We start from the raw sequence: 22,746 nt of genomic DNA on the forward strand, positions 1-22,746 counted from the left end.
TCGGATTGATGTGCGAAGGGTTCCTGTATGCGCGCTGTAGAAATCACGGCCTTTGGTGCTCCTGAAGTGCTGCGCCTTGGCGAGCGCCCCATGCCCCATGCGGGCGAGGGTGAAGCGCTGATCCGCGTCAGCGCCAGTGGCATCAACCGGCCCGATGTGTTGCAGCGTCTGGGGCATTACGCCCCTCCGCCGGGCACCTCCGATCTGCCCGGGCTGGAAGTCGCGGGCGTTGTCGAGGGCGGCGACGAGGCTGCTTTGTCGCGGGCTGGGCTGAAGCTGGGCGACCGTGTTTGCGCGCTGGTGGCGGGCGGCGGCTACGCGCAGTGGTGCGTGGCGCCGGTCGAGCAGTGTCTTCCCGTGCCCGCCGGGCTTACCGATATCGAGGCCGCCTCTCTGCCTGAAACCTTCTTCACGGTGTGGAGCAATGTGTTTGACCGGGGGCGTCTGCAGCCGGGCGAAACCCTGCTCGTGCAGGGCGGCACCAGTGGCATCGGTGTCACGGCCATTCAGCTTGCGCGTGCCTGGGGTGCCACGGTGATCGTCACCGCGGGCAGCGATGAAAAGTGCGCAGCCTGCCTGTCGCTGGGTGCTCACCACGCCATCAACTACAAGAGCCAGGATTTCGTTGCCGAGGTGGCGCGCATCACGGCCGGCAAGGGTGTGGATGTGGTGCTCGACATGGTGGCTGGCGATTATGTGGCGCGCGAGGTGGAGTGCCTTGCCGAGGATGGCCGCCTGGTCATCATTGCCGTGCAGGGTGGGGTCAAGAGCGCCTTCAATGCAGGGCTGGTGCTGCGGCGCCGCCTGACCATCACGGGTTCCACGCTGCGGCCCCGTCCCGTGGCGTTCAAGGGGGCCATCGCCCGTGCACTGCGTGAGCGGGTCTGGCCGATGATCGAGGAGGGCAAGGTGCGCCCGGTCATCCACAGCACCTTCGAAGCTGCAGATGCGGCGCAGGCCCACGCATTGATGGAATCCAACCAGCACACCGGCAAAATTGTTTTGACGTGGTAACCATGAAAAAGAAGCTCATCGCAGGCAACTGGAAGATGAACGGCAGTCTGGCTGCCAATGAGGCGCTGGTGAACGCCATCGCGCAGGGCATGGGCCAGGCGGCCTGTGATGTGGCGGTGGCTGTGCCGGCGCCCTATCTCGCCCAGGTGGCGGGTCTTGTGGCAGGGACGCCGGTGGCCCTTGCGGCGCAAGATGTTTCGATGCAGGAGGTGGGCGCCTACACGGGTGAAGTGTCCGGGGCCATGCTGAAGGAATTTGGTGTGCGTTACGTGCTCGTGGGGCATTCGGAGCGTCGCCAGTACCACGCAGAAACCGATGCGGTGGTGGCAGCCAAGGCGCAACGGGCGCTGGCGACCGGTATCACGCCCATTGTGTGCGTGGGCGAGACGCTGGCCGAGCGCGATGCCGGCGAGACCGAGGCGGTCGTCAAGCGCCAACTGGCTGCAGTCATTCATCTCAATGGCCACTGCATCAGCGAAGTGGTGGTGGCCTACGAGCCCGTCTGGGCCATCGGCACCGGTCGCACGGCTTCGCCCGAGCAGGCGCAGCAGGTGCATGCCGTGCTGCGTGCACAACTGGCAGCCGCCAGCGAGCATGCCGATCGCATCCGTCTGCTGTACGGCGGCAGCATGAACGCCGCCAACGCTGCCCAGCTTCTGGCGCAGCCGGACATCGACGGCGGCCTGGTGGGCGGTGCCTCACTCAAAGCCCAGGACTTCTTGCAAATTATTGCTGCAGCCCAATAAGGGCGGGTGCAACTAGCTATTAAATCAGGAGTAAAAAGAGAATGAACGTGCTTGTGAATGTGGTGTTGGGTGTGCAGATGTTGACGGCTTTGGGCATGATCGGCCTGATTCTGGTCCAGCATGGAAAGGGCGCCGATATGGGCGCGGCTTTTGGCAGCGGCAGCTCTGGTAGCCTGTTTGGTGCCAGTGGCAGCGCCAATTTCCTTTCGCGCACCACAGGAATTTTGGCCACGGTGTTTTTCGTGGCGACGCTGGCGCTGGCGTATTTTGGCAACGCCCGCCCCAGTAGCTCGGGCAGCGTGCTTGAAACGCCCGCTGCGGCTGTTCCTGCAGCGTCCACGCAGGCGCCTGCTGCAGCGGCTTCCGGTGCGGTGGTGCCAGCTCCTGCGGTTGCGGCATCAGGTGCCGGTCAGATTCCAACGAAATAATCTGCACTAAATTGGACATATCCCTCGGGAGCAGGGTTTTTCCGGGGTAGAATTCTGGATTGTCTGGGAAGCCAAAACCGCAAGGTTCCTCATGCCATCCAGATGCAAAAAACAGCCGTCGTGGTGAAATTGGTAGACACGCTATCTTGAGGGGGTAGTGGCGAAAGCTGTGCGAGTTCGAGTCTCGCCGACGGCACCAAAACAAAGGCCTGCCTGCATGACCTGGTCAGGGTCCTGGAGGGCAAGGCCACAGCGGTGAGCACATCCTCCAGATGAACCTCGATCAGTACCTCCCCGTCCTTTTGTTTGTCCTGGTCGGCGTTGCCGTAGGTATCGTGCCGCTGGTCCTGGGATATGTGCTGGGCCCCAATCGCCCGGACGCCGCAAAGAACTCCCCCTACGAATGCGGCTTTGAAGCCTTCGAGGATGCGCGCATGAAGTTTGATGTGCGCTACTACCTCGTGGCCATTCTTTTCATTCTGTTCGATCTCGAGATTGCTTTCCTCTTTCCGTGGGCTGTGACGCTCCAGGAAGTAGGGGTAACCGGCTTCGTGGCCGTGGTGATCTTCTTGGCCATTCTGGTGGTGGGGTTTGCCTACGAGTGGAAAAAAGGCGCCCTGAACTGGGAATGAGCGGGCTTCACAAGGATTGATGCAATGATTGAAGGCGTGATGAAGGAAGGCTTCATCACCACGAGTTACGACTCGGTGGTGAACTGGGCCAAGACCGGATCCCTGTGGCCCATGACCTTTGGTCTGGCTTGCTGTGCCGTGGAGATGATGCATGCCGCCGCCGCGCGCTATGACATCGGACGCTTCGGTGCCGAAGTGTTCCGTGCCAGTCCACGCCAGTCGGATCTGATGATTGTGGCCGGCACGCTGTGCAACAAGATGGCGCCTGCCCTGCGCAAGGTTTATGACCAGATGTCGGAGCCCCGCTGGGTCTTGTCCATGGGATCGTGCGCCAACGGTGGCGGTTATTACCACTACAGCTATTCCGTTGTACGTGGTTGTGACCGCATCGTGCCTGTAGATGTGTATGTGCCTGGCTGCCCGCCTACGGCGGAAGCGTTGATCTACGGCATCATTCAGCTGCAGCAGAAGATTCGCCGTACCAACACCATTGCACGGGCTTGAAGGGTAGATGATGACTGCTGTTGCCATTCGGCCTGAGAAGCTCAAGGATGCCATTGCTGCCGTTCTGGGTGCCAAGGCCCGTCAGATCACGGTTGCGTTGGAGGAGGTGACTGTGGTGGTCGCCGCTGCGGATTACCGTGATGCGATGCAGCTGCTGCGCGATTCGGAGGCCTGCCGCTTCGAGCAGCTCATCGATCTGTGCGGTGTGGACTATTCCTCCTATGCCGACAAGGTGCACGAGGGTGCGCGGTATGGCGTGGTGTCGCACCTGTTGTCGGTCAGTCTCAACCAGCGCGTGCGCGTCAAGGTGTTCTGCCCTGACGACGATTTTCCCGTAGTGGCTTCGGTGTCTGACCTGTGGAACTCCGCCAACTGGTACGAGCGCGAGGCCTTTGACCTGTTCGGTATTGTGTTTGATGGACACAACGATTTGCGCCGCATTCTGACCGACTACGGTTTCATCGGCCATCCCTTCCGCAAGGATTTCCCACTGTCGGGCCATGTCGAAATGCGCTACGACACCGAGCGTCGCCGCGTCGTCTATGAGCCCGTGTCCATCGAGCCGCGAGAAATCACGCCTCGCATCATCCGCGAAGACAAGTACGGAGGCCTGCACTGAGCCGCCGCGCGCGTCTCATGTGATCCATCATGGCTGAAATCAAGAACTATTCCCTGAATTTTGGGCCGCAGCACCCAGCTGCGCACGGTGTGCTGCGACTGGTGCTGGAGCTCGATGGCGAAGTGGTGCAACGCGCCGATCCGCACATCGGCTTGCTGCACCGTGCCACGGAGAAGCTGGCCGAGCACAAGACCTACATCCAGTCGCTGCCTTATATGGACCGTCTGGATTACGTTTCGATGATGTCCAACGAGCACGCTTACTGCCTGGCCATCGAGAAGTTGCTGGGTATCGAAGTGCCGGTGCGCGCGCAGTACATACGCGTGATGTTTGCCGAAATCACGCGCTTGCTCAACCACCTCATGTGGCTGGGTTCGCACGGTAACGACTGCGGCAGCTCGACCATTCTGATCTACACCTTCCGCGAGCGTGAAGATCTGTTCGACATGTATGAGGCCGTGTCGGGCGCGCGCATGCATGCAGCGTATTTCCGTCCCGGTGGCGTCTACCGTGATCTGCCGGACAGCATGCCGCAGTACAAGGTCAGCAAGATCAAGAATGCCAAGGCCCTGGAGGCGATGAACCAGAACCGCAAGGGTTCCTTGCTCGACTTTATCGACGACTTCACGCGCCGTTTCCCTGGCTGCATGGACGAGTACGAGACGCTGCTTACCGACAACCGCATCTGGAAGCAGCGCACCGTGGGCATCGGCGTGGTTTCGCCCGAGCGAGCCCTGAACCTCGGAATGACTGGCCCGATGCTGCGTGGCTCGGGCATCGCCTGGGATCTGCGCAAAACGCAGCCTTACGACGTTTACGACCGCGTCGATTTCGACGTGCCTGTGGGCAAGACGGGCGATTGCTACGACCGGTATCTGGTTCGCATTCAGGAGATGCGCGAGTCCAATCGCATCATCAAGCAGTGTGTCGACTGGTTGCGCGCCAATCCGGGGCCGGTGATTACCGACAACCACAAGATTGCCCCTCCCGATCGCGAATCCATGAAATCCAACATGGAAGAGCTGATCCACCACTTCAAGTTGTTCACTGAGGGCTTCCATGTCCCCGAGGGCGAAGCCTATGCTGCAGTCGAGCACCCCAAGGGAGAGTTCGGCATCTACTTGGTCAGCGACGGTGCTAACAAGCCCTACCGTTTGAAGATTCGCGCTCCGGGTTTTGCGCACTTGGCGACGCTCGATGAAATGGCTCGGGGCCACATGATTGCGGATGCCGTGGCCATCATCGGAACCATGGATATCGTGTTCGGAGAAATTGACCGATGATTACCGAAGCGACCAAGGCGCGATTCGCGCGCGAAGTGGCCAAATACCCACCTGAGCAGAAGCAGTCTGCCGTGATGGCCTGTCTGTCCATCGTGCAGCAGGAGCTGGGGTATGTCAGCGAAGCCAGCGAGGCCGCAATTGCCGAGTACCTCGGCATGCCGCAGATCGCAGTGCACGAAGTCACCACGTTCTACAACATGTACAACCAGCAGCCGGTGGGCAAGTACAAGCTCAACGTCTGTACCAATCTGCCCTGTCTGTTGCGAGACGGCGGCAAAGCTCTTGAGCATCTGGAGCAGAAACTGGGTATTTCAATGGGGGAAACCACGCCGGATGGTCTGTTCACCCTGCAGCAATGCGAGTGCCTGGGCGCTTGCGCCGACGCGCCAGTGATGCTGGTCAACGACCGCAACATGTGCAGCTTCATGGGCAATGACAAACTCGACCAGTTGGTTGACAGCCTGCGGGCAGCGGAGGCCAAACAATGACTTCCGCAGCACAGGTGCTTTCCCAGTTCCAGGCGGCGGGCGTCGAGACCTGCTTCCATGACCGCCATATCACGCCCCAGATCTATGCCGACCTGAATGGCTCCAACTGGAGCATCAAGGACTACGAAGCACGCGGTGGCTACCATGCACTGCGCACCATTCTGGGCAAGGATGGCGGTGAGGGGCTCACCCAGGACCAAGTGATCGCTACGGTCAAAGAATCCGGCTTGCGCGGCCGGGGCGGTGCGGGCTTCCCTACGGGCCTGAAGTGGAGTTTCATGCCCCGCCAGTTCCCGGGCCAGAAGTACCTGGTGTGCAATTCCGACGAGGGCGAACCGGGAACCTGCAAGGATCGCGACATCCTGATGTACAACCCGCACATCGTGATCGAGGGCATGATCATTGCCGCTTATGCGATGGGCATCACGGTCGGGTACAACTACATCCACGGCGAGATCTTCCAAGTCTACGAGCGCTTTGAAGCAGCACTGGAAGAAGCGCGCGCCGCTGGCTATCTGGGCAACGGCATCCTCGGAACGGGTTTCAGTTTCCAGCTGCACGCCCACCATGGCTTCGGTGCCTACATCTGCGGCGAGGAAACCGCGCTGCTCGAATCGCTGGAAGGCAAGAAGGGCCAGCCACGCTTCAAGCCACCGTTTCCGGCCAGTTTCGGCCTGTATGGCAAGCCCACCACCATCAACAACACCGAAACCTTCGCCGCAGTGCCGTGGATCATCCGCAATGGCGGCGCGGCCTACCTGGCCTGTGGCAAACCGAACAACGGTGGCACCAAGATTTTCTCGGTCAGCGGTGACGTGGAGCGCCCCGGTAACTATGAAATCCCGCTGGGTACGCCCTTCTCCAAGCTGCTTGAGCTAGCAGGTGGCGTGCGCACGGGCCGCCAGCTCAAGGCTGTGATTCCGGGTGGTTCGTCGTCTCCGGTGCTGCCGGCATCGATCATCATGGATTGCACCATGGACTACGACTCGATTGCCAAGGCCGGCTCCATGCTGGGCTCCGGCGCCGTGATCGTCATGGACGACAGCCGATGCATGGTTGAATCGCTCAAGCGGCTGTCTTATTTCTACATGCACGAGTCCTGCGGACAGTGCACGCCATGCCGGGAAGGTACCGGATGGCTCTGGCGCCTGGTGGATCGCATCCACCGCGGCGAAGGCCGCCCTGCGGACATGGATGTGCTCGATTCCGTGGCTGGCAACATCATGGGCCGCACGATCTGTGCGCTGGGCGATGCGGCGGCGATGCCCGTGCGCGCCATGATCAAGCACTTCCGTCCCGAGTTCGAAGCACTGATTCCGAACAAGACCCCTCAGGCCGCGCCCTCTGCCTGATCGCGAGAAAAGCATATGGTTGAAATTGAATTGGACGGTCAGAAGGTAGAAGTCACCGAGGGTTCCATGGTGATGCACGCCGCTGAAAAGGCCGGCACCTACATTCCTCATTTCTGCTACCACAAGAAGCTCTCCATTGCGGCCAATTGCCGCATGTGCCTGGTGGATGTGGAGAAGGCACCCAAGCCCATGCCCGCCTGCGCCACGCCTGTCACGCAGGGCATGATCGTGCGCACCAAGACGGACAAGGCCATTCAGGCACAGAAGTCGGTCATGGAGTTCCTGCTGATCAACCATCCGCTGGATTGCCCCATCTGCGACCAGGGCGGCGAATGCCAGCTCCAGGATCTGGCGGTGGGCTATGGCGCGTCTTCGTCGCGCTATGGCGAAGAGAAGCGGGTAGTCCTCCACAAGGACGTGGGCCCGCTGATCTCGATGGAAGAGATGACGCGCTGCATCCACTGCACGCGTTGCGTGCGTTTTGGCCAAGAAGTGGCAGGCGTGATGGAACTCGGGATGATTCACCGGGGTGAGCACTCCGAGATCACCACGGTCACTGGCGACACCGTTGATTCCGAACTGTCGGGCAACATGATCGACATCTGCCCCGTGGGGGCGCTGACCAGCAAGCCTTTCCGCTACAGCGCCCGCACCTGGGAGCTTTCGCGCCGCAAGTCGGTGAGTCCCCACGACTCTGCCGGCGCCAACCTCATCGTGCAGGTGAAGAACCACAGGGTCATGCGCGTCGTGCCCTTTGAGAACGAGGAAGTCAACGAGTGCTGGATTGCGGACCGCGATCGTTTCTCGTATGAGGCCCTCAACAGCGATGAGCGATTGACCCAGCCCATGCTCAAACAGGGTGGTGAATGGCGCGAGGTCGACTGGCAGACCGCCCTTGAGTACGTGGCCAATGGCTTGCGGTGTGTTCGCAACGACCATGGAGCGGGTGCCATCGGTGCCCTGGTCAGCCCGCACAGCACATTGGAAGAGCTGTATCTGGCCGGCGCCCTGGTGCGCGGTCTGGGGAGCGACAACATCGACTACCGGTTGCGCAATGCCGAATTCCCCGCCGCCAGCGGTATCCGCTGGCTGGGGACGTCCATTGCCTCGCTGTCTACCTTGCAGCGCGTGCTGGTCATCGGCTCCAACCTGCGCAAGGATCACCCGCTGTTTGCGCAGCGTATTCGCCAGGCAGCGCGCCATGGTTGTGTGGTCAGTGCTATTAATTCGGTAGTGCATGACTGGGCCATGCCCGTGGCGCACACGCTGGTGCAGCCATCTGCCGCGTGGGAGCAGGCTCTGGCAAGTGTTGCAGCCGCCATCGCTCAGGAAAAAGGCGTGCAAGCGCCCGATGGGGCTGCGCAAGTGGACGAATCCGCGCTGGCCATCGCCCGTTCCTTGCTCGCCGGCGAGCGCAAGGCGATCTTGCTGGGGAATGCAGCGGCCCACCACGGGCATGCCAGCCGGTTGCTGGTGCTCGCGCAGTGGATTGCTGAGCAGGTGGGCGCAACGGTGGGCTATCTCACCGAAGCCGCCAACACGGTGGGTGCCCAGTACGCCAAGGCACTCCCGCTCCAGGGCGGCCAGAATGCGGGTCAGATGCTGGCAGGCGGATTGAAGGCAGCCCTCTTGCTGAACACCGAACCTGCCTTCGATTCGGCCGCCGGCGAGGCCGCGTGCCAGGCGCTTGCCAAGACGGACATGGTGGTCACACTGAGTCCTTTCAAGACCAACATGGCGTTCAGTGACGTCCTGCTGCCCATCGCACCCTTCACTGAAACATCCGGCAGCTTTGTAAATGCTGAAGGGCGGTTGCAGAGTTTCCATGCCGTGGTCCGTCCACTGGCTGAGACACGGCCCGCCTGGAAGGTTCTGCGGGTATTGGCGAATTTGCTCAGTATCCCGGGCTTCGATTTTGAAACCTCGCAGGATGTGCTGGCCCAGGCTACCCATACGCCGGCCGGTGGCGTGCCATCGGTGTCCCCGGCTGAATTGAACAATGCGCAGGCCATGCTGCCTCCAGCGGCAACACCAGTGGTGGGCGAGCCCGCAGTGGCTGCCATCTACCAGCTCGATGGGCTGGTGCGCCGCGCTCCCTCGTTGCAGTTGACTGCGGATGGCCGCCTCGCCCAGGAAGGAGTCGCAGCATGATCGACGCGCTCTACAACGCAGGCCTGCACCTGATGGGTTATGGCTGGTGGACCGCCGCCGCATGGCCGGTGCTGTGGATTCTTTTGAAGATTGTCGTCATCCTTGCCCCGCTGATGGGCGCTGTGGCCTATCTGACACTGTGGGAGCGCAAGCTGCTGGGCTTCATGCAGGTCCGCTACGGCCCCAACCGCGTCGGTCCCATGGGACTGCTGCAGCCCATCGCCGATGCGCTCAAGCTGCTGACCAAGGAAATCATCCAGCCAACCGCCGCGAGCAAAGGGCTCTTCGTGCTGGGTCCCGTCATGGCGATCATGCCTGCGCTGGCGGCATGGGTGGCTATTCCGTTCGGTCCTGACGTTGCGCTGGCCAACGTGAATGCGGGTTTGCTGCTGGTGATGGCTATCACTTCCATCGAGGTGTACGGCGTGATCATTGCCGGGTGGGCGTCCAATTCCAAATACGCCTTCCTGGGGGCTCTGCGGGCTTCGGCCCAAATGGTCAGCTATGAAATCGCCATGGGGTTCTGCTTCCTGGTGGTGATCATGGTCTCGGGCAGCATGAATCTGACCGAAATCGTGATGGGGCAGGGACGCGGCATGGCTGCCGACAAGGGTCTCGTTTTCCTCTCCTGGAATTGGTTGCCGCTGCTGCCGATCTTTCTGGTCTACCTGATCTCCGGCGTGGCCGAAACCAACCGCCATCCCTTCGACGTTGTCGAAGGTGAAGCCGAAATCGTGGCAGGTCATATGGTCGAGTATTCGGGCATGGGTTTTGCCATCTTCTTCCTGGCCGAGTACGCCAGCATGTGGCTGGTGTCCATCCTGGCGGCATTGATGTTCCTGGGCGGATGGCTTCCACCCATCGACAGCGCACTGTTCAACTGGATTCCCGGTTGGATCTGGCTGGGTCTCAAGACGTTCGTCGTGGTGTCCATGTTCATCTGGATCCGTGCCACGTTCCCGCGGTTCCGCTATGACCAGATCATGCGTCTGGGCTGGAAGATCTTCATTCCGGTCACCCTGGTGTGGCTGCTCATCGTCGGCGGGTGGTTGCTCTCGCCTTGGAATATCTGGAAATAAGCGGGGACACAAATGACTGCTGTTGCTGCTGCACCTTTTTCGCTGAAAGACTTCTTCAAGAGTTTCATGCTGGTGGAACTCGTCAAGGGCATGGCCCTGACCGGGCGCTACGCCTTTCGCCGCAAGGTGACGGTGCAGTTTCCTGAAGAAAAGACGCCACTCTCGCCCCGTTTCCGGGGGCTGCATGCCCTGCGCCGTTATGACAATGGCGAAGAGCGTTGCATTGCCTGCAAGCTGTGCGAGGCCGTCTGCCCCGCGATGGCAATTACCATCGAATCGGATGTGCGTGCCGATGGCTCGCGCCGTACGACGCGCTACGACATCGACCTGACCAAGTGCATCTTCTGTGGCTTCTGCGAAGAAAGTTGCCCGGTCGATTCAATCGTCGAAACCCACATCCTCGAGTACCACGGAGAAAAGCGGGGCGACCTCTATTTCACCAAGGACATGCTGCTCGCCGTGGGCGATCGCTATGAAGGTGAAATTGCTGCGGCGAAGGCCGCCGACGCCAAGTACCGCTGACGCGGTTTGTGCGAGTTTCTCAAGGCCAGACCTTCTACAAAGAAACGATTCATGGACGCCAAGACTGGTTTTTTCTATCTTTTCTCGGTTGTGCTGCTTTTCGCAGCCTTCCGAGTGATCACCGCGCGCAATCCCGTGCATGCGGTACTACACCTCATCCTGGCTTTTTCGCAGGCTGCCGCCATCTGGCTGCTTCTCAAGGCGGAGTTCCTGGCCATCGTGCTGGTGCTGGTGTACCTGGGCGCGGTCATGGTGCTGTTCCTCTTCGTGGTGATGATGCTGGATATCCACATCGATACCATCCGCAAGGGGTTCTGGAAGCACTTTCCCCTGGCCGCGTTCATCGGCGCCATGATTGCCCTCGAGATGGCGGCTGTCCTCATGGGGGGATTTCGTGGCCTGGATGAACCCAAGGCTGCGGCCGTGGTCCTGGATGCGGCAGGCCAGGTGGTTCCCTATTCCAATGCCAAGGCTCTGGGTAAGCTGCTTTACACCGAATACCTGTATCCCGTTGAAATTGCCGCTGTCATTTTGCTGGTGGCCATGATCGCTGCCATCGCGCTCACGCTGCGCCAGCGCAAGGACACCAAGGCGATTGATCCGTCGAGCCAGATCCGGGTGCGCGCCAAGGACCGTCTGCAGGTGGTGAAGTTGGCGGTGACTCGCAAGCCCGACCCCGAGACCGCCGGCGAGCCCGCCCTTGAGGAGAAGAAAGCATGACTTTGACGCTGGGCCATTTTCTTTCGTTGGGCGCCATGCTGTTCGCGTTGGCCGTGATCGGTATCTTCCTCAATCGCAAGAATCTCATTGTGCTGTTGATGGCCATCGAGTTGATGTTGCTCGCGGTCAACATGAACTTCGTGGCGTTCTCGCACTATCTGGGTGACATGCACGGCCAGGTGTTCGTGTTCTTCATCCTGACAGTGGCGGCGGCCGAATCGGCCATCGGGCTGGCCATCCTGGTGCTGCTCTTCCGCAACAAGTCCAGCATCAACGCGGAAGATCTCAACACCCTTAAGGGTTGAGTCGCCGGTATTCCCAAGGTTCTCAAGAATGAGTCAAACCCTCTCTGCTTCAACGCTTCTGGCGGTTCCGCTGGCACCGCTGGCGGGCGCCCTGCTGGCTGGTATTTTTGGCACCACGTTCGGCGGCAACTGGATCGGTCGCCGCCTCAGCCACACACTGACCATCCTGGGCGTGCTGGTGGCCTTTGTACTGTCGGCCATGACGCTCAAGAGCGTTGCTCTGGACGGCGCGCGCTTCAACGAAACGCTCTACACCTGGATGGTGGTGGGCGGCCTGAAGATGGAAGTAGGCTTCCTGATCGACAGCCTCACGGCCATGATGATGGTGGTGGTTACGTTCGTGTCGTTGATGGTGCACATCTACACCATTGGCTACATGGAAGAGGACGACGGCTACAACCGTTTCTTCGCCTACATCTCGCTGTTCACGTTCTCCATGCTCATGCTGGTCATGAGCAACAACCTGCTGCAGTTGTTCTTCGGCTGGGAAGCCGTGGGCCTGGTGTCTTACCTGCTGATCGGTTTCTGGTTCAACAGGCCTTCGGCCATCTTTGCCAACATGAAGGCGTTCCTGGTCAACCGCGTGGGCGACTTCGGCTTCATTCTGGGCATCGGTCTCATTGCGGCCTATGCTGGCACCCTGAACTATGCAGAGGTGTTCGGCAAGACGGCACAACTCGGTGGGATGGCGTTCCCCGGCACGGACTGGATGCTGATCACGGTGATCTGCATCTGCCTGTTCATCGGTGCGATGGGCAAGAGTGCACAGTTTCCCCTCCATGTGTGGCTGCCCGACTCCATGGAAGGCCCCACCCCAATTTCGGCGCTGATCCACGCCGCGACCATGGTGACAGCCGGCATCTTCATGGTGGCTCGCATGTCACCACTGTTCGAACTGTCGGACACTGCGCTTAACTTCATTCTCGTCATTGGCGCCATCACGGCCCTTTTCATGGGTTTTCTGGGCATCATCCAGAATGACATCAAGCGCGTGGTGGCCTATTCCACGTTGTCGCAACTGGGCTATATGACGGTGGCGCTGGGCGCTTCGGCGTATTCGGTGGCAGTTTTCCACCTGATGACGCATGCGTTCTTCAAGGCGTTGCTGTTCCTGGGCGCCGGTTCGGTGATCATGGGCATGCACCACAACCAGGACATCCGCTGGATGGGAGGCGTGCGCAAGTACATGCCCATCACCTGGATCACGTCGCTGCTGGGCTCACTGGCGCTGATCGGTACGCCGCTGTTTTCGGGTTTCTACTCGAAAGACAGCATCATCGAAGCGGTCCACTTCAGCCATCTGCCGGCCGCAGGGTTCGCGCATTTCGCGGTGTTGGCGGGGGTGTTCATCACGGCGTTCTATTCGTTCCGTATGTACTTTCTGGTGTTCCATGGCAAGGAGCGCTATGACCAGAACCCGGATGCCCACCATCACGGCGATCACCATGACGATCACCACGAACCCCATGAGTCGCCGTGGGTGGTGACCGTACCGCTTGTACTGCTGGCCATTCCTTCGGTGGTGGTGGGCTTCATATTCATCCAGCCCATGCTGTTTGGTGATTTCTTCAAGGATGTAGTCTTCGTGGACGCCGCCAAGCATCCTTCCATGGCGCACATGGCGGAGCACTTCCATGGAGCATGGACCATGGCATTGCACGGTTTGCAGACGGCGCCTTTCTGGCTGGCGCTGGCCGGTGTGGCCCTGTCGTACTACATGTACATGGTCAACCCCGCCTTGCCCGCTGCAATCAAGCGGAGCCTGATGCCGGTCTACACCGTTCTTGAAAACAAGTACTACCTTGACTGGATCAACGAGAATATCGTGGCCCGGGGCGCGCGCATGCTCGGTACCGGTCTGTGGAAGGTGGGCGATCAGGCCATCATTGACGGTGCATTGGTCAACGGTTCGTGGAAGCTGGTGCGCTGGATTTCCGGCGTGGTGCGCTGGGTTCAGACCGGTTTCATCTTCCATTACGCCCTCGTGATGATTCTCGGCGTATTCGGCTTGATGACCTGGTTCGTCTGGCGCGATTATTTCCTGCAGCTCATCAAATAAGGAAAAGAACAAAATGGGTCTGTTGAGTCTTGCAATCTGGACGCCGATTGCCTTTGGCGCGCTGCTGCTGGCTGTCGGCCGCGATGAGCACGCCCGCTCCGTTCGCTGGCTTGCACTGATTGGCGCCGTCATCGGCCTTTTGGTCACGCTGCCCTTGTATGAGGGTTTCCAGCTGGGTTCAGCTGCGATGCAGTTCGTTGAAAAGTCGGTCTGGATCGAACGGTTCAATGTCCATTACCACTTGGGCGTGGACGGCATCTCGTTCTGGTTCGTCCCTCTGACGGCTTTCATCACCGTGATTGTGGTGATCGCTTCGTGGGAGTCGATCACCGAGCGCATCAACCAGTACATGGGAGCCTTCCTGATCCTCTCGGGGTTGATGATTGGCGTGTTCTCCGCACTGGACGGCATGCTGTTCTACGTGTTCTTCGAAGCCACCCTGATTCCGATGTACCTGATCATCGGTATCTGGGGGGGGCCCAACAAGATCTACGCGGCGTTCAAGTTCTTCCTGTACACGCTGCTCGGCTCCCTGCTGATGCTGATTGCGCTGATCTATCTGTACAACCAGTCTGGCGGTAGCTTCGACATTGCGGCGTGGCACAAGTTGCCCCTGGGTTCGACGGCCCAGACACTGCTTTTCTTTGCATTCTTCGCGGCTTTTGCGGTCAAGGTGCCGATGTGGCCGGTTCACACCTGGCTGCCCGATGTGCACGTCGAAGCGCCTACCGGTGGTTCCGCAGTGCTGGCCGCCATCATGCTGAAGCTCGGGGCTTATGGTTTCCTGCGTTTTTCGATGCCGATCGCACCCGATGCAGCCCGTGAGTGGGCGTGGCTGATGATCGTCCTGTCGCTGGTGGCGGTGGTGTACGTGGGGCTCGTGGCCATGGTGCAGAAGGACATGAAAAAGCTCGTGGCCTACTCGTCCGTCGCGCACATGGGGTTTGTCACGCTCGGGTTCTTCATCTTCAATGATCTGGGCGTTTCCGGCGGTTTGGTCCAGATGATTGCGCATGGCTTTGTTTCGGGCGCAATGTTCCTCTCCATCGGCGTGCTCTACGACCGTGTGCATTCCCGCGAGATCGCTGCCTATGGTGGGGTGGTGAACACCATGCCGAATTTCACAGCCTTCGCCTTGCTGTTTGCCATGGCCAACTGCGGACTCCCCGGCACCGCTGGTTTCGTGGGAGAGTGGATGGTGATCCTGGGTGCCGTGAAGGCCAACTTCTGGGTGGGGGGCGCAGCTGCCCTGGCGCTGATTCTGGGTGCGGCCTACACGCTGTGGATGTTCAAGCGCGTGTACCTGGGTCCCGTGGCCAACGACCACGTCAAGGCGCTGAGCGACATCAGCAGCCGCGAATTCCTTGTGCTGGCTTTGCTGGCCCTGGCTGTACTGGCCATGGGACTCTACCCCCGTCCCTTCACCGATGTGATGGACACCTCCGTGGCGGAGTTGCTCAAGCATGTGGCGCTGTCCAAGCTGAACTGACCAGACTGAACTGAGAGATTCGAGATGATTGACAACATCAGCTGGCTCGCCGTCTACCCAGAGATCGTGCTGTTGGCCATGGCCTGCGTGATCGCGCTGGTGGATTTGGGCGTCCACAGCCACCGCCGTACGGGCACCTACGTGCTCACCATGCTCACCCTGGCCGTGGTGGCGGTACTGCAGGGGCTGTACGCCAGCAGCGGCAATACTTTTTATGGGTTTGGCAACATGGTGGTCAGCGATGCCATGGGCAACTGGCTCAAGTGTTTCGCGACCGTTGCGATGATGGTGACGCTGGTTTATGGGCGTCCCTATGCGGCAGACCGCGGCATGCTGCGGGGCGGGGAATTGTTTACCCTCTCGATGCTGGCATTGCTCGGCATCTTCATCATGATTTCGGGTAACAATTTCTTGGTCATTTATCTTGGCCTTGAACTGCTTACCTTGTCGAGCTATTCGCTGGTGGCGCTGCGGCGTGACAATGCCACGGCGACGGAAGCCGCCATGAAGTACTTCGTGCTTGGCGCCATGGCCAGCGGCTTCCTGCTTTACGGTCTTTCCATGCTCTACGGCGCGACAGGCTCTCTCGACATCGGTCAGGTGTTCAAGGCCGTCAATTCGGGCCAAATCCGCCACCAGGTGCTGGTGTTCGGCCTTGTCTTTGTCGTGGCAGGTTTGGCCTTCAAATTGGGTGTAGTGCCCTTCCACATGTGGATTCCTGACGTATACCAGGGCGCGCCCACGGCCGTGACGCTGTTGATCGGCGGCGCACCCAAGCTCGCTGCGTTTGCCATCGCCATCCGTTTGCTGGTCGACGGCCTATTACCCCTGGCGATCGATTGGCAGCAGATGCTGGCAGTGTTGGCCATCGGATCACTGCTTGTCGGTAACCTGGCCGCAATTGCCCAGACCAACCTCAAGCGCATGCTGGCTTATTCCACCATTTCGCAGATGGGCTTCGTTCTGCTCGGCCTGATGTCGGGTGTGATCAATGGCAACGTGGATGCCACTGCGGTGGAAAGCGCTTACAGCTCCGCCATGTTCTATGTGGTGAGCTATGTTCTCACCACCCTGGCAGCCTTCGGCGTGATTTTGCTGTTGGCACGTGAAGGTTTCGAGAGCGAAGAAATCGCGGATCTCGCTGGCCTCAACCAACGTAGCCCCCTTTATGCCGGTGTGATGGCGGTCTGCCTTTTCTCCATGGCGGGTATACCTCCATTGGTCGGCTTCTATGCCAAGTTGTCGGTTTTGCAGGCGCTTGTGGCTTCAGGCCAGGGCTGGCATCTCGCACTGGCCGTCTTTGCCGTCGTCATGTCGCTGATCGGTGCGTTCTATTACCTCCGTGTGGTGAAGGTGATGTACTTTGATGAACCGCTCACGGCGACCAGCGTGTCTGCGCCAATCGACGTGCGTGTGGTGTTGACCATCAATGGCGCCTTGGTGCTGGTGTTGGGTCTGTTGCCCGGCGGCCTGATGGCCCTTTGCGCCGAAGCCATCGTGCGCGCCCTGTCTACCTGATCCGATTGCGCCTGTGTCACAAACTGGTTCTGTCTGGCTTGTCATTGTGGCCGCGTTCGTTGCGGCGAATCTGCCTTTCATCAACCACCGCGCCTTGGTGCTGGGGCCAGTAATCCGGCCCAGGAAGTCCCTCGTTGTGCGGTTGCTGGAACTGCTGGCGTTTTACTTGCTGGTGGGTGTCATGGCCTTGCTTCTTGAGCGTCGCGCAGGGCAGATCGCTCCGCAGGGTTGGGAGTTCTACGCCATCACCGGCACCCTGTTTCTCACCCTGGCGTTTCCGGGTTTCGTTTACCGCTACCTGCTGCGGCGCCACGGCTGAGGCGGCTGATTACTGCTCTTCATGAAGGTGCTTGACCTGCACTGCCGGCAGGGCCATGTGTTCGAAGGCTGGTTCGCCTCGGAAGAAGATTTCCAGGACCAGTTGCAACGATCGATGCTGCAGTGCCCCATGTGCATGGACGTGCAAATCTCCAAGAGCGTGAGTGCGCCCAGATTGAATTTGGGGGCGCGGCAACCGCGCCACGCTGCGTCGGCAGCCGGGAGCATTCAACCGACCGACGCACCCGCGGTGGCCACGGCAGAACTGCAGGCTGCATGGCTTGCGCTGGCACGTACGGTCGCGGCTCGAACCGAGGATGTGGGTGACCGGTTCGCACAGGAGGCCCGGCGTATGCACCGGGGGGAAGTGCAAGAGCGTGCCATCCGGGGCCGGACATCGCCTGAAGAGGCCGTGCGTCTTTTGGACGAAGGCATCGACGTCCTGCCGTTACCCCTGCCCGAAGCCGCCAAGGAAACCTTGCAGTAAGGCTCCTGACGTGCCCAGACGCGAGGTGGGCGGGGATCAGCCGGGGTGGCGCCCCGTCCTCAGTGTGCGAACTGCAGCGCTGCCAGGCGCGCATACACCCCGCCCAGTGCACTGAGTTCTGCATGGGTGCCTTGCTCCACAATGCGCCCGTCTTCGAGCACCACGATCCGATCGGCGCTCTGCACGGTGGCCAAGCGGTGCGCGATGACCAGCGTGGTCCGTTGTCCCGTGCGGCGCTGCATGGCCATTTCCAGCGCCGCCTGTACCATGCGCTCGCTTTCCGCGTCGAGCGCGCTGGTGGCTTCATCGAGCAGCAGGAGGGGGGGATTTTTAAGCATGGCGCGAGCGATGGAGATTCGCTGGCGCTGGCCCCCAGAAAGGCGCACACCGCGCTCCCCGAGAAAAGTGGCATAGCCTTCGGGCAATGCTTCGATGAAGTCATGTGCGAACGCGGCGCGGGCTGCGGAAATCACTTGCTCGTGCGAAGCCTCCGGGCGCCCGTAGCGGATGTTGTCGAAGGCAGATGCGGAGAAGATCACGGCGTCCTGGGGCACCGTGCCGATGTGGGCCCGCAGATCCTGAAGTGCCATCTCTCGTACGTCCACGCCATTGAGGGCGATGCGGGCAGGCAAGGCTTTGTTGTCGTGCTGATCCACGTCGTAGAAGCGCTGCAGGAGTTGGAACACCGTGGTCTTTCCAGCTCCGCTGGCGCCCACCAGTGCTACGGTTTCGCCGGGACTGAGGTGGAGTGTGAAATCCTGCAGGGCCGCTTGATGGGGGCGTGATGGGTAGTGAAAACCCACGTTGTCAAAATCCACCCGCAAGCCCCCACAGCTCAGCGGCAGCGGACGGGGCTGCGGCGGGTCTTTCACAGGTGACTGGCTAGCGATCAATTCCATCAACCGTTCGGTGGCGCCCGCCGCGCGCAGCAAGTCGCCATAGACTTCGCCCAGCACAGCCACTGCGCCCGCCAACAGCATCACATACACCACGGTCTGCCCCAGGTGGCCGGCTGTCATCTGGCCGGTCAGCACGGCCTGGGTGCCCCGGTACAGACCCCACAGCAGCAGCCCGGCATTGGCAATGATGATGAATGCAACGAGGACTGCGCGCGCACGCGAGCGGCGCACGGCCGCTTGGAATGCACTTTCGGTGGCCTGCGAGAAGCGCGTTGATTCACCCGCCTCTGCGGTGTAGCTCTGCACCACGGGCACCGCGTTCAGCACTTCGGCCGCAATGGCGCTCGAGTCGGCAACGCGGTCCTGGCTATCGCGCGAAAGGCGGCGCACGCGCCGTCCGATCCACATGCTCGGCAGCACGACGAGCACCAGCACCAGCAGCACCACGGACATGACGTACGGATTGGTCCACACCAGCATCACGAGGGCACCAGCCCCCATGACCGCATTGCGCAAGCCCATCGAGAGCGAGGAGCCAACCACCGTCTGCACCAACGTGGTGTCGGCTGTCAGCCTTGACAGCACTTCGCCTGTCTGGGTGGTTTCAAAAAACGCCGGACTTTGTCGCAGCACGTGGCTGTAGACGGCATTGCGTAGATCGGCAGTGACCCGCTCGCCAAGCCAGCTGACCATATAGAAGCGGGCGGCGGAAAAAACGCCCAGCGCAATGGCAACGCCGAAGAGTGCCAGGAAGTGCCCCTGCAAGGCCATGGCCTGGCTGCCACGGTCGGAGGCCAGCAGGCCGCCATCGATCAGGTTCCTGAGCGCCAATGGAAACGCCAACGTAGCCGTCGCAGCCAAAAGCAGAAATACGAGCGAGAGAAAGATGCGGCCACGGTAGGGTGACAGAAAGGGCATCAGGCCGGACAACGATCTCGGGGTGCTCTGAGCGCGCATGGAGGGAGGTTTCGCCATGAGGGCAGTGTAGGCTGCATTGGCGCCACGCATGGACGTGGGGCGGTGCGCCGCTGCTTGCGGGGCGACACGCAGCGTCATAGACAGTCACTGTTCCCACACAGTCCGATGCCTGTGGTGGGGTGCGTTGGCGGAGTGGTGGATGCCGCGCTCTGCAGGTGCGTCGCACCCCTTCTTTCCCGAGTTTGCAGAGGCCGCAGCAGCGCTGAAAAGGAGCCGATTCGAACTGCGATAGAGGGGGCGTTCCTACGTAGGCATTTATACATAGGCATTTGTCCCAGTACCTGCTCCCCCGTGGCGGGACTTACGATGCGATGCAACAAAAAGCACCCCCGAGACCTTGTGGCAAGGCTCATTCTTCAGCATCCATGGAGCGACCAAGGCGCAATGAGCGACGTCATTCTTGAAACCCAAAGCCTGACCAAAGAGTTCAAAGGCTTCACCGCAGTCAGCGATGTGAATCTGGCCGTGCGCCGAGGGTCCATCCATGCGTTGATCGGCCCGAATGGGGCGGGCAAAACCACGTGCTTCAACCTGCTGACCAAGTTCCTCGTTCCCACGTCGGGGGTGATCCGGTTCAACGGGCACGACATCACCGCTGAACAGCCCGCGCAAATTGCGCGGCGTGGCGTGATCCGGTCCTTCCAGATTTCGGCGGTGTTCCCCCACCTCACGCTGCTCGAGAACGTGCGTCTGGGCCTGCAACGCAAACTGGGCACCTCGTTCCATTTCTGGCGCAGTGAGCGCACGTTGCGCCAGCTGGATGAAAGGGCCATGGAATTGCTCCGAGAGGTCGGCCTTGAAGACCTGGCGGATGAAGTCACGGTGAATTTGCCCTACGGGCGCAAGCGCGCACTGGAAATTGCAACCACGCTGTCCATGGAGCCTGAACTCATGCTGCTGGACGAGCCCACCCAGGGCATGGGCCATGAAGACGTCGATCGCGTCACGCAGCTCATCAAGAAGGTGTCGGCCGGGCGGACCATCCTCATGGTCGAGCACAACATGAAAGTGGTGTCCACCATTGCCGATTGCATCACCGTGCTGCAGCGGGGCGCTGTGCTCGCCGAGGGGCCTTACGCCGAAGTTTCGAGTAATCCGCAAGTGATGGAAGCCTACATGGGTACGACCGACGGCCAACTGCAGGGGGCGCACTGACATGGTGAACGCTGCCTCCAAAACTCCCGCACTGGAGATTCGCAATCTCGAAGCCTGGTACGGCGAGTCGCACGTGCTCCACGGCGTGGACATCGTGGTGCAACCCGGCGAAGTGGTCACCCTGCTGGGACGCAATGGCGCCGGGCGCACGACCACCATGCGGGCCATCATGGGCCTGACGGGTGCGCGCAAGGGCTCGGTCAAGATCAACGGGGTAGAGACCATCCACCTGCCCACCCACCGCATTGCGCACCTGGGCGTGGGCTACTGCCCTGAAGAGCGCGGCATTTTTTCCAGCCTGTCGTGCGAGGAGAACCTGCTGTTGCCGCCGGTGCTCAAGACAGGCACCCAGGGCATGCCCCTCGATGAAATCTATGCCATGTTCCCAAACTTGGCAGAGCGCCGCCACAGCCAGGGCACGCGCCTGTCGGGGGGCGAACAGCAGATGCTCGCAGTGGCCCGCATTCTGCGCACCGGTGCGAAGCTCCTGCTGCTTGATGAGATATCTGAGGGCTTGGCGCCTGTGATCGTGCAGGCCCTCGCCCGCATGATCACCATGCTGCGGGAGCGTGGCTACACCGTGGTGATGGTTGAGCAGAATTTTCGCTTTGCCGCGCCGCTGGCCGACCGCTTCTACGTCATGGAGCATGGGCGCATCGTCGAGCGCTTTGGCGCGGCCGAACTGGCAGAGAAGATGCCAGTGCTCACTGAGCTGCTCGGTGTGTGACACCTCCGATCGCTCCTTCCCTGAATTCGCCTTGACAACCCAGGAGACACAATGAAAAACAAACGCACGGTTCTGGCTTCGGTCTTGATTGCAGCAGGTTTTGCGGCGCCGCTGGCCCATGCCGAAGACAAGGTGAAGATCGGCTTCATCACCGACATGTCGAGCCTTTACTCCGACGTGGATGGCAAGAATGGCGCTGTGGCCATCCAGATGGCCATTGACGACTTTGGTGGCAAGGTGCTGGGCATGCCCATCGAACTGGTGAGCGCAGACCACCAGAACAAGGCAGACATCGCCGCTTCCAAGGCACGCGAGTGGATCGACACGCAGGGACTGACCATGCTGCTGGGCGGCACCAATTCCGGCACGGGCCTGGCTATGGCCAAGGTGGCTCAGGAAAAGAAGCGTGTGTTCATGGTGAATGGCGCCGGAACGTCGGCGCTGACCAACGAGCAGTGCAGCCCCTACACCGTGCACTACGCCTACGACACCGTGGCCCTCGCGAAGGGGACCGGTGGTGCAGTGGTCGACAAGGGGGGCAAGGACTGGTTCTTCCTCACGGCGGATTACGCTTTCGGCGCGGCGCTTGAGAACGATACCGCTCGGGTGGTCAAGGAGAAGGGCGGTCGTGTGATGGGCAGCGTCAAGCACCCGCTCAACGCCTCGGACTTTTCCTCTTTCCTGTTGCAGGCGCAGAACTCGAAGGCCCAGATCCTCGGACTGGCCAATGCGGGGGGCGACACCATCAACGCGATCAAGGCGGCCAAGGAATTCGGCATCAATAAGACCATGAAGATGGCCGGGTTGCTGGTTTTCGTTACCGACATCCACAGCCTGGGTCTCAAGAACACCGAAGGCCTGCTGCTCACCACCAGCTGGGACTGGAACCTCAACGACCAGTCGCGCGCATTCGGCCGCAAGTTCTTTGCCAAGACCAAGCGCATGCCTACCGACATCCAGGCAGCCGACTATTCCGCCACCATGACCTACCTGAAGGCCCTTGCGGCAGCCAAGACCACCGACGCCGACAAGGTCATGGAGAAGCTCAAGTCCTCGCCGATTGATGACTTCTATGCGAAGGGGCACATCCGCCCTGATGGCCGCTTCGTGCACGACATGTATCTCGTGCAGGTCAAGGCGCCCGCAGAGTCCAAGGAGCCGTGGGACTACTACAAGGTGGTGAGCAAGCTGCCAGGCGAGCAGGTGTTCACCACCAAGGCCGAGAGCAAATGTGCTCTCTGGAAATAACCCTCTGTTTGCAAGCGCACCGTTT

The 22,746-nt window shown here is 60.6% G+C and carries 23 protein-coding genes and 1 tRNA gene; 23 read left to right on the top strand and 1 reads right to left on the bottom strand.

Annotated features, from left to right (window positions below):
• Positions 1–27: 27 nt before the first annotated feature.
• The 20 genes from ACDELDRAFT_RS02750 (at position 28) to ACDELDRAFT_RS02845 (ending at position 17,714) form a co-directional block, all read left to right on the top strand.
• Entirely contained in the window at positions 28–1,014 is a 987-nt protein-coding gene (locus ACDELDRAFT_RS02750; protein WP_005793235.1) for an NAD(P)H-quinone oxidoreductase, read from the top strand.
• Between the two features lie 2 nt (positions 1,015–1,016).
• Entirely contained in the window at positions 1,017–1,760 is a 744-nt protein-coding gene (gene tpiA / locus ACDELDRAFT_RS02755) for a triose-phosphate isomerase (RefSeq protein ID WP_005793236.1), read from the top strand.
• A 41-nt stretch (positions 1,761–1,801) separates the two neighbouring features.
• Positions 1,802–2,188: a preprotein translocase subunit SecG gene (secG, locus tag ACDELDRAFT_RS02760; RefSeq protein WP_005793237.1), complete on the top strand. Its 387-nt coding sequence runs from the start codon at positions 1,802–1,804 to the stop codon at positions 2,186–2,188.
• A gap of 114 nt (positions 2,189–2,302) precedes the next feature.
• A tRNA-Leu gene (locus tag ACDELDRAFT_RS02765) sits at positions 2,303–2,387 on the top strand.
• A 73-nt stretch (positions 2,388–2,460) separates the two neighbouring features.
• Positions 2,461–2,820 carry an NADH-quinone oxidoreductase subunit A gene (locus ACDELDRAFT_RS02770; RefSeq protein ID WP_005793238.1) on the top strand — a complete coding sequence of 120 codons (360 nt, stop codon included), beginning with the start codon at positions 2,461–2,463 and terminating at the stop codon, positions 2,818–2,820.
• Between the two features lie 24 nt (positions 2,821–2,844).
• On the top strand, positions 2,845–3,324 hold the full coding sequence (locus tag ACDELDRAFT_RS02775; protein ID WP_005793239.1) for a NuoB/complex I 20 kDa subunit family protein: 480 nt from the start codon (positions 2,845–2,847) through the stop codon (positions 3,322–3,324).
• Positions 3,325–3,334: 10 nt separating this feature from the next.
• On the top strand, positions 3,335–3,943 hold the full coding sequence (locus tag ACDELDRAFT_RS02780) for an NADH-quinone oxidoreductase subunit C (protein ID WP_005793240.1): 609 nt from the start codon (positions 3,335–3,337) through the stop codon (positions 3,941–3,943).
• Between the two features lie 29 nt (positions 3,944–3,972).
• Positions 3,973–5,226 (top strand): NADH-quinone oxidoreductase subunit D, encoded by a 1,254-nt coding sequence (locus tag ACDELDRAFT_RS02785; protein WP_005793241.1) that lies wholly within the window; start codon positions 3,973–3,975, stop codon positions 5,224–5,226.
• On the top strand, positions 5,223–5,714 hold the full coding sequence (gene nuoE, locus ACDELDRAFT_RS02790; protein WP_005793242.1) for an NADH-quinone oxidoreductase subunit NuoE: 492 nt from the start codon (positions 5,223–5,225) through the stop codon (positions 5,712–5,714). Before ACDELDRAFT_RS02785 ends, nuoE begins: the two co-directional genes overlap by 4 nt.
• On the top strand, positions 5,711–7,066 hold the full coding sequence (gene nuoF, locus ACDELDRAFT_RS02795) for an NADH-quinone oxidoreductase subunit NuoF (protein WP_005793243.1): 1,356 nt from the start codon (positions 5,711–5,713) through the stop codon (positions 7,064–7,066). The genes nuoE and nuoF overlap by 4 nt, the downstream gene beginning before the upstream one ends.
• A gap of 15 nt (positions 7,067–7,081) precedes the next feature.
• Positions 7,082–9,217: an NADH-quinone oxidoreductase subunit NuoG gene (nuoG, locus tag ACDELDRAFT_RS02800; RefSeq protein ID WP_005793244.1), complete on the top strand. Its 2,136-nt coding sequence runs from the start codon at positions 7,082–7,084 to the stop codon at positions 9,215–9,217.
• A complete protein-coding gene (gene nuoH, locus ACDELDRAFT_RS02805; RefSeq protein ID WP_005793245.1) occupies positions 9,214–10,296 on the top strand; it encodes an NADH-quinone oxidoreductase subunit NuoH in 1,083 nt (360 codons plus the stop codon). Before nuoG ends, nuoH begins: the two co-directional genes overlap by 4 nt.
• Before the next feature lie 12 nt (positions 10,297–10,308).
• The gene (gene nuoI / locus ACDELDRAFT_RS02810; RefSeq protein WP_005793246.1) at positions 10,309–10,818 is read left to right on the top strand and encodes an NADH-quinone oxidoreductase subunit NuoI; all 510 of its coding nucleotides are present in this window, start codon (positions 10,309–10,311) and stop codon (positions 10,816–10,818) included.
• 51 nt (positions 10,819–10,869) lie between these two features.
• The gene (locus tag ACDELDRAFT_RS02815; RefSeq protein WP_005793247.1) at positions 10,870–11,538 is read left to right on the top strand and encodes an NADH-quinone oxidoreductase subunit J; all 669 of its coding nucleotides are present in this window, start codon (positions 10,870–10,872) and stop codon (positions 11,536–11,538) included.
• Positions 11,535–11,843: an NADH-quinone oxidoreductase subunit NuoK gene (gene nuoK / locus ACDELDRAFT_RS02820; protein WP_005793248.1), complete on the top strand. Its 309-nt coding sequence runs from the start codon at positions 11,535–11,537 to the stop codon at positions 11,841–11,843. The genes ACDELDRAFT_RS02815 and nuoK overlap by 4 nt, the downstream gene beginning before the upstream one ends.
• A gap of 28 nt (positions 11,844–11,871) precedes the next feature.
• Positions 11,872–13,902 (top strand): NADH-quinone oxidoreductase subunit L, encoded by a 2,031-nt coding sequence (gene nuoL, locus ACDELDRAFT_RS02825; protein ID WP_005793249.1) that lies wholly within the window; start codon positions 11,872–11,874, stop codon positions 13,900–13,902.
• A gap of 13 nt (positions 13,903–13,915) precedes the next feature.
• Positions 13,916–15,391 carry an NADH-quinone oxidoreductase subunit M gene (locus ACDELDRAFT_RS02830; RefSeq protein WP_005793250.1) on the top strand — a complete coding sequence of 492 codons (1,476 nt, stop codon included), beginning with the start codon at positions 13,916–13,918 and terminating at the stop codon, positions 15,389–15,391.
• Positions 15,392–15,415: 24 nt separating this feature from the next.
• A complete protein-coding gene (gene nuoN, locus ACDELDRAFT_RS02835; protein ID WP_005793251.1) occupies positions 15,416–16,909 on the top strand; it encodes an NADH-quinone oxidoreductase subunit NuoN in 1,494 nt (497 codons plus the stop codon).
• 13 nt (positions 16,910–16,922) lie between these two features.
• Positions 16,923–17,228, top strand: a complete 306-nt coding sequence (locus ACDELDRAFT_RS02840; protein WP_040327870.1) for a DUF2818 family protein — start codon at positions 16,923–16,925, stop codon at positions 17,226–17,228.
• A 21-nt stretch (positions 17,229–17,249) separates the two neighbouring features.
• Positions 17,250–17,714, top strand: coding sequence for a DUF1178 family protein (locus ACDELDRAFT_RS02845; protein WP_005793253.1), 465 nt, complete (start codon positions 17,250–17,252; stop codon positions 17,712–17,714).
• 59 nt (positions 17,715–17,773) lie between these two features.
• Here ACDELDRAFT_RS02845 and ACDELDRAFT_RS02850 read toward each other — a convergent pair whose 3' ends face one another.
• Positions 17,774–19,588: an ABC transporter transmembrane domain-containing protein gene (locus tag ACDELDRAFT_RS02850; protein ID WP_085943591.1), complete on the bottom strand. Its 1,815-nt coding sequence runs from the start codon at positions 19,586–19,588 to the stop codon at positions 17,774–17,776.
• Between the two features lie 387 nt (positions 19,589–19,975).
• On the opposite strand from ACDELDRAFT_RS02850, the gene ACDELDRAFT_RS02855 reads away from it, so the two are divergent.
• Genes ACDELDRAFT_RS02855 through ACDELDRAFT_RS02865 form a run of 3 tightly spaced genes read left to right on the top strand, consistent with a single transcriptional unit; the run spans position 19,976 to position 22,721 of the window.
• A complete protein-coding gene (locus ACDELDRAFT_RS02855; protein ID WP_005793255.1) occupies positions 19,976–20,746 on the top strand; it encodes an ABC transporter ATP-binding protein in 771 nt (256 codons plus the stop codon).
• A gap of 1 nt (position 20,747) precedes the next feature.
• Positions 20,748–21,473: an ABC transporter ATP-binding protein gene (locus tag ACDELDRAFT_RS02860; RefSeq protein WP_005793256.1), complete on the top strand. Its 726-nt coding sequence runs from the start codon at positions 20,748–20,750 to the stop codon at positions 21,471–21,473.
• Positions 21,474–21,524: 51 nt separating this feature from the next.
• Positions 21,525–22,721 carry an ABC transporter substrate-binding protein gene (locus tag ACDELDRAFT_RS02865; RefSeq protein WP_005793257.1) on the top strand — a complete coding sequence of 399 codons (1,197 nt, stop codon included), beginning with the start codon at positions 21,525–21,527 and terminating at the stop codon, positions 22,719–22,721.
• Positions 22,722–22,746: the final 25 nt, after the last annotated feature.

Origin of the sequence: Acidovorax delafieldii 2AN (assembly GCF_000175235.1) — a bacterium.
In the GTDB taxonomy this organism is placed as follows: Bacteria; Pseudomonadota; Gammaproteobacteria; order Burkholderiales; family Burkholderiaceae_C; genus Acidovorax; species Acidovorax delafieldii_B.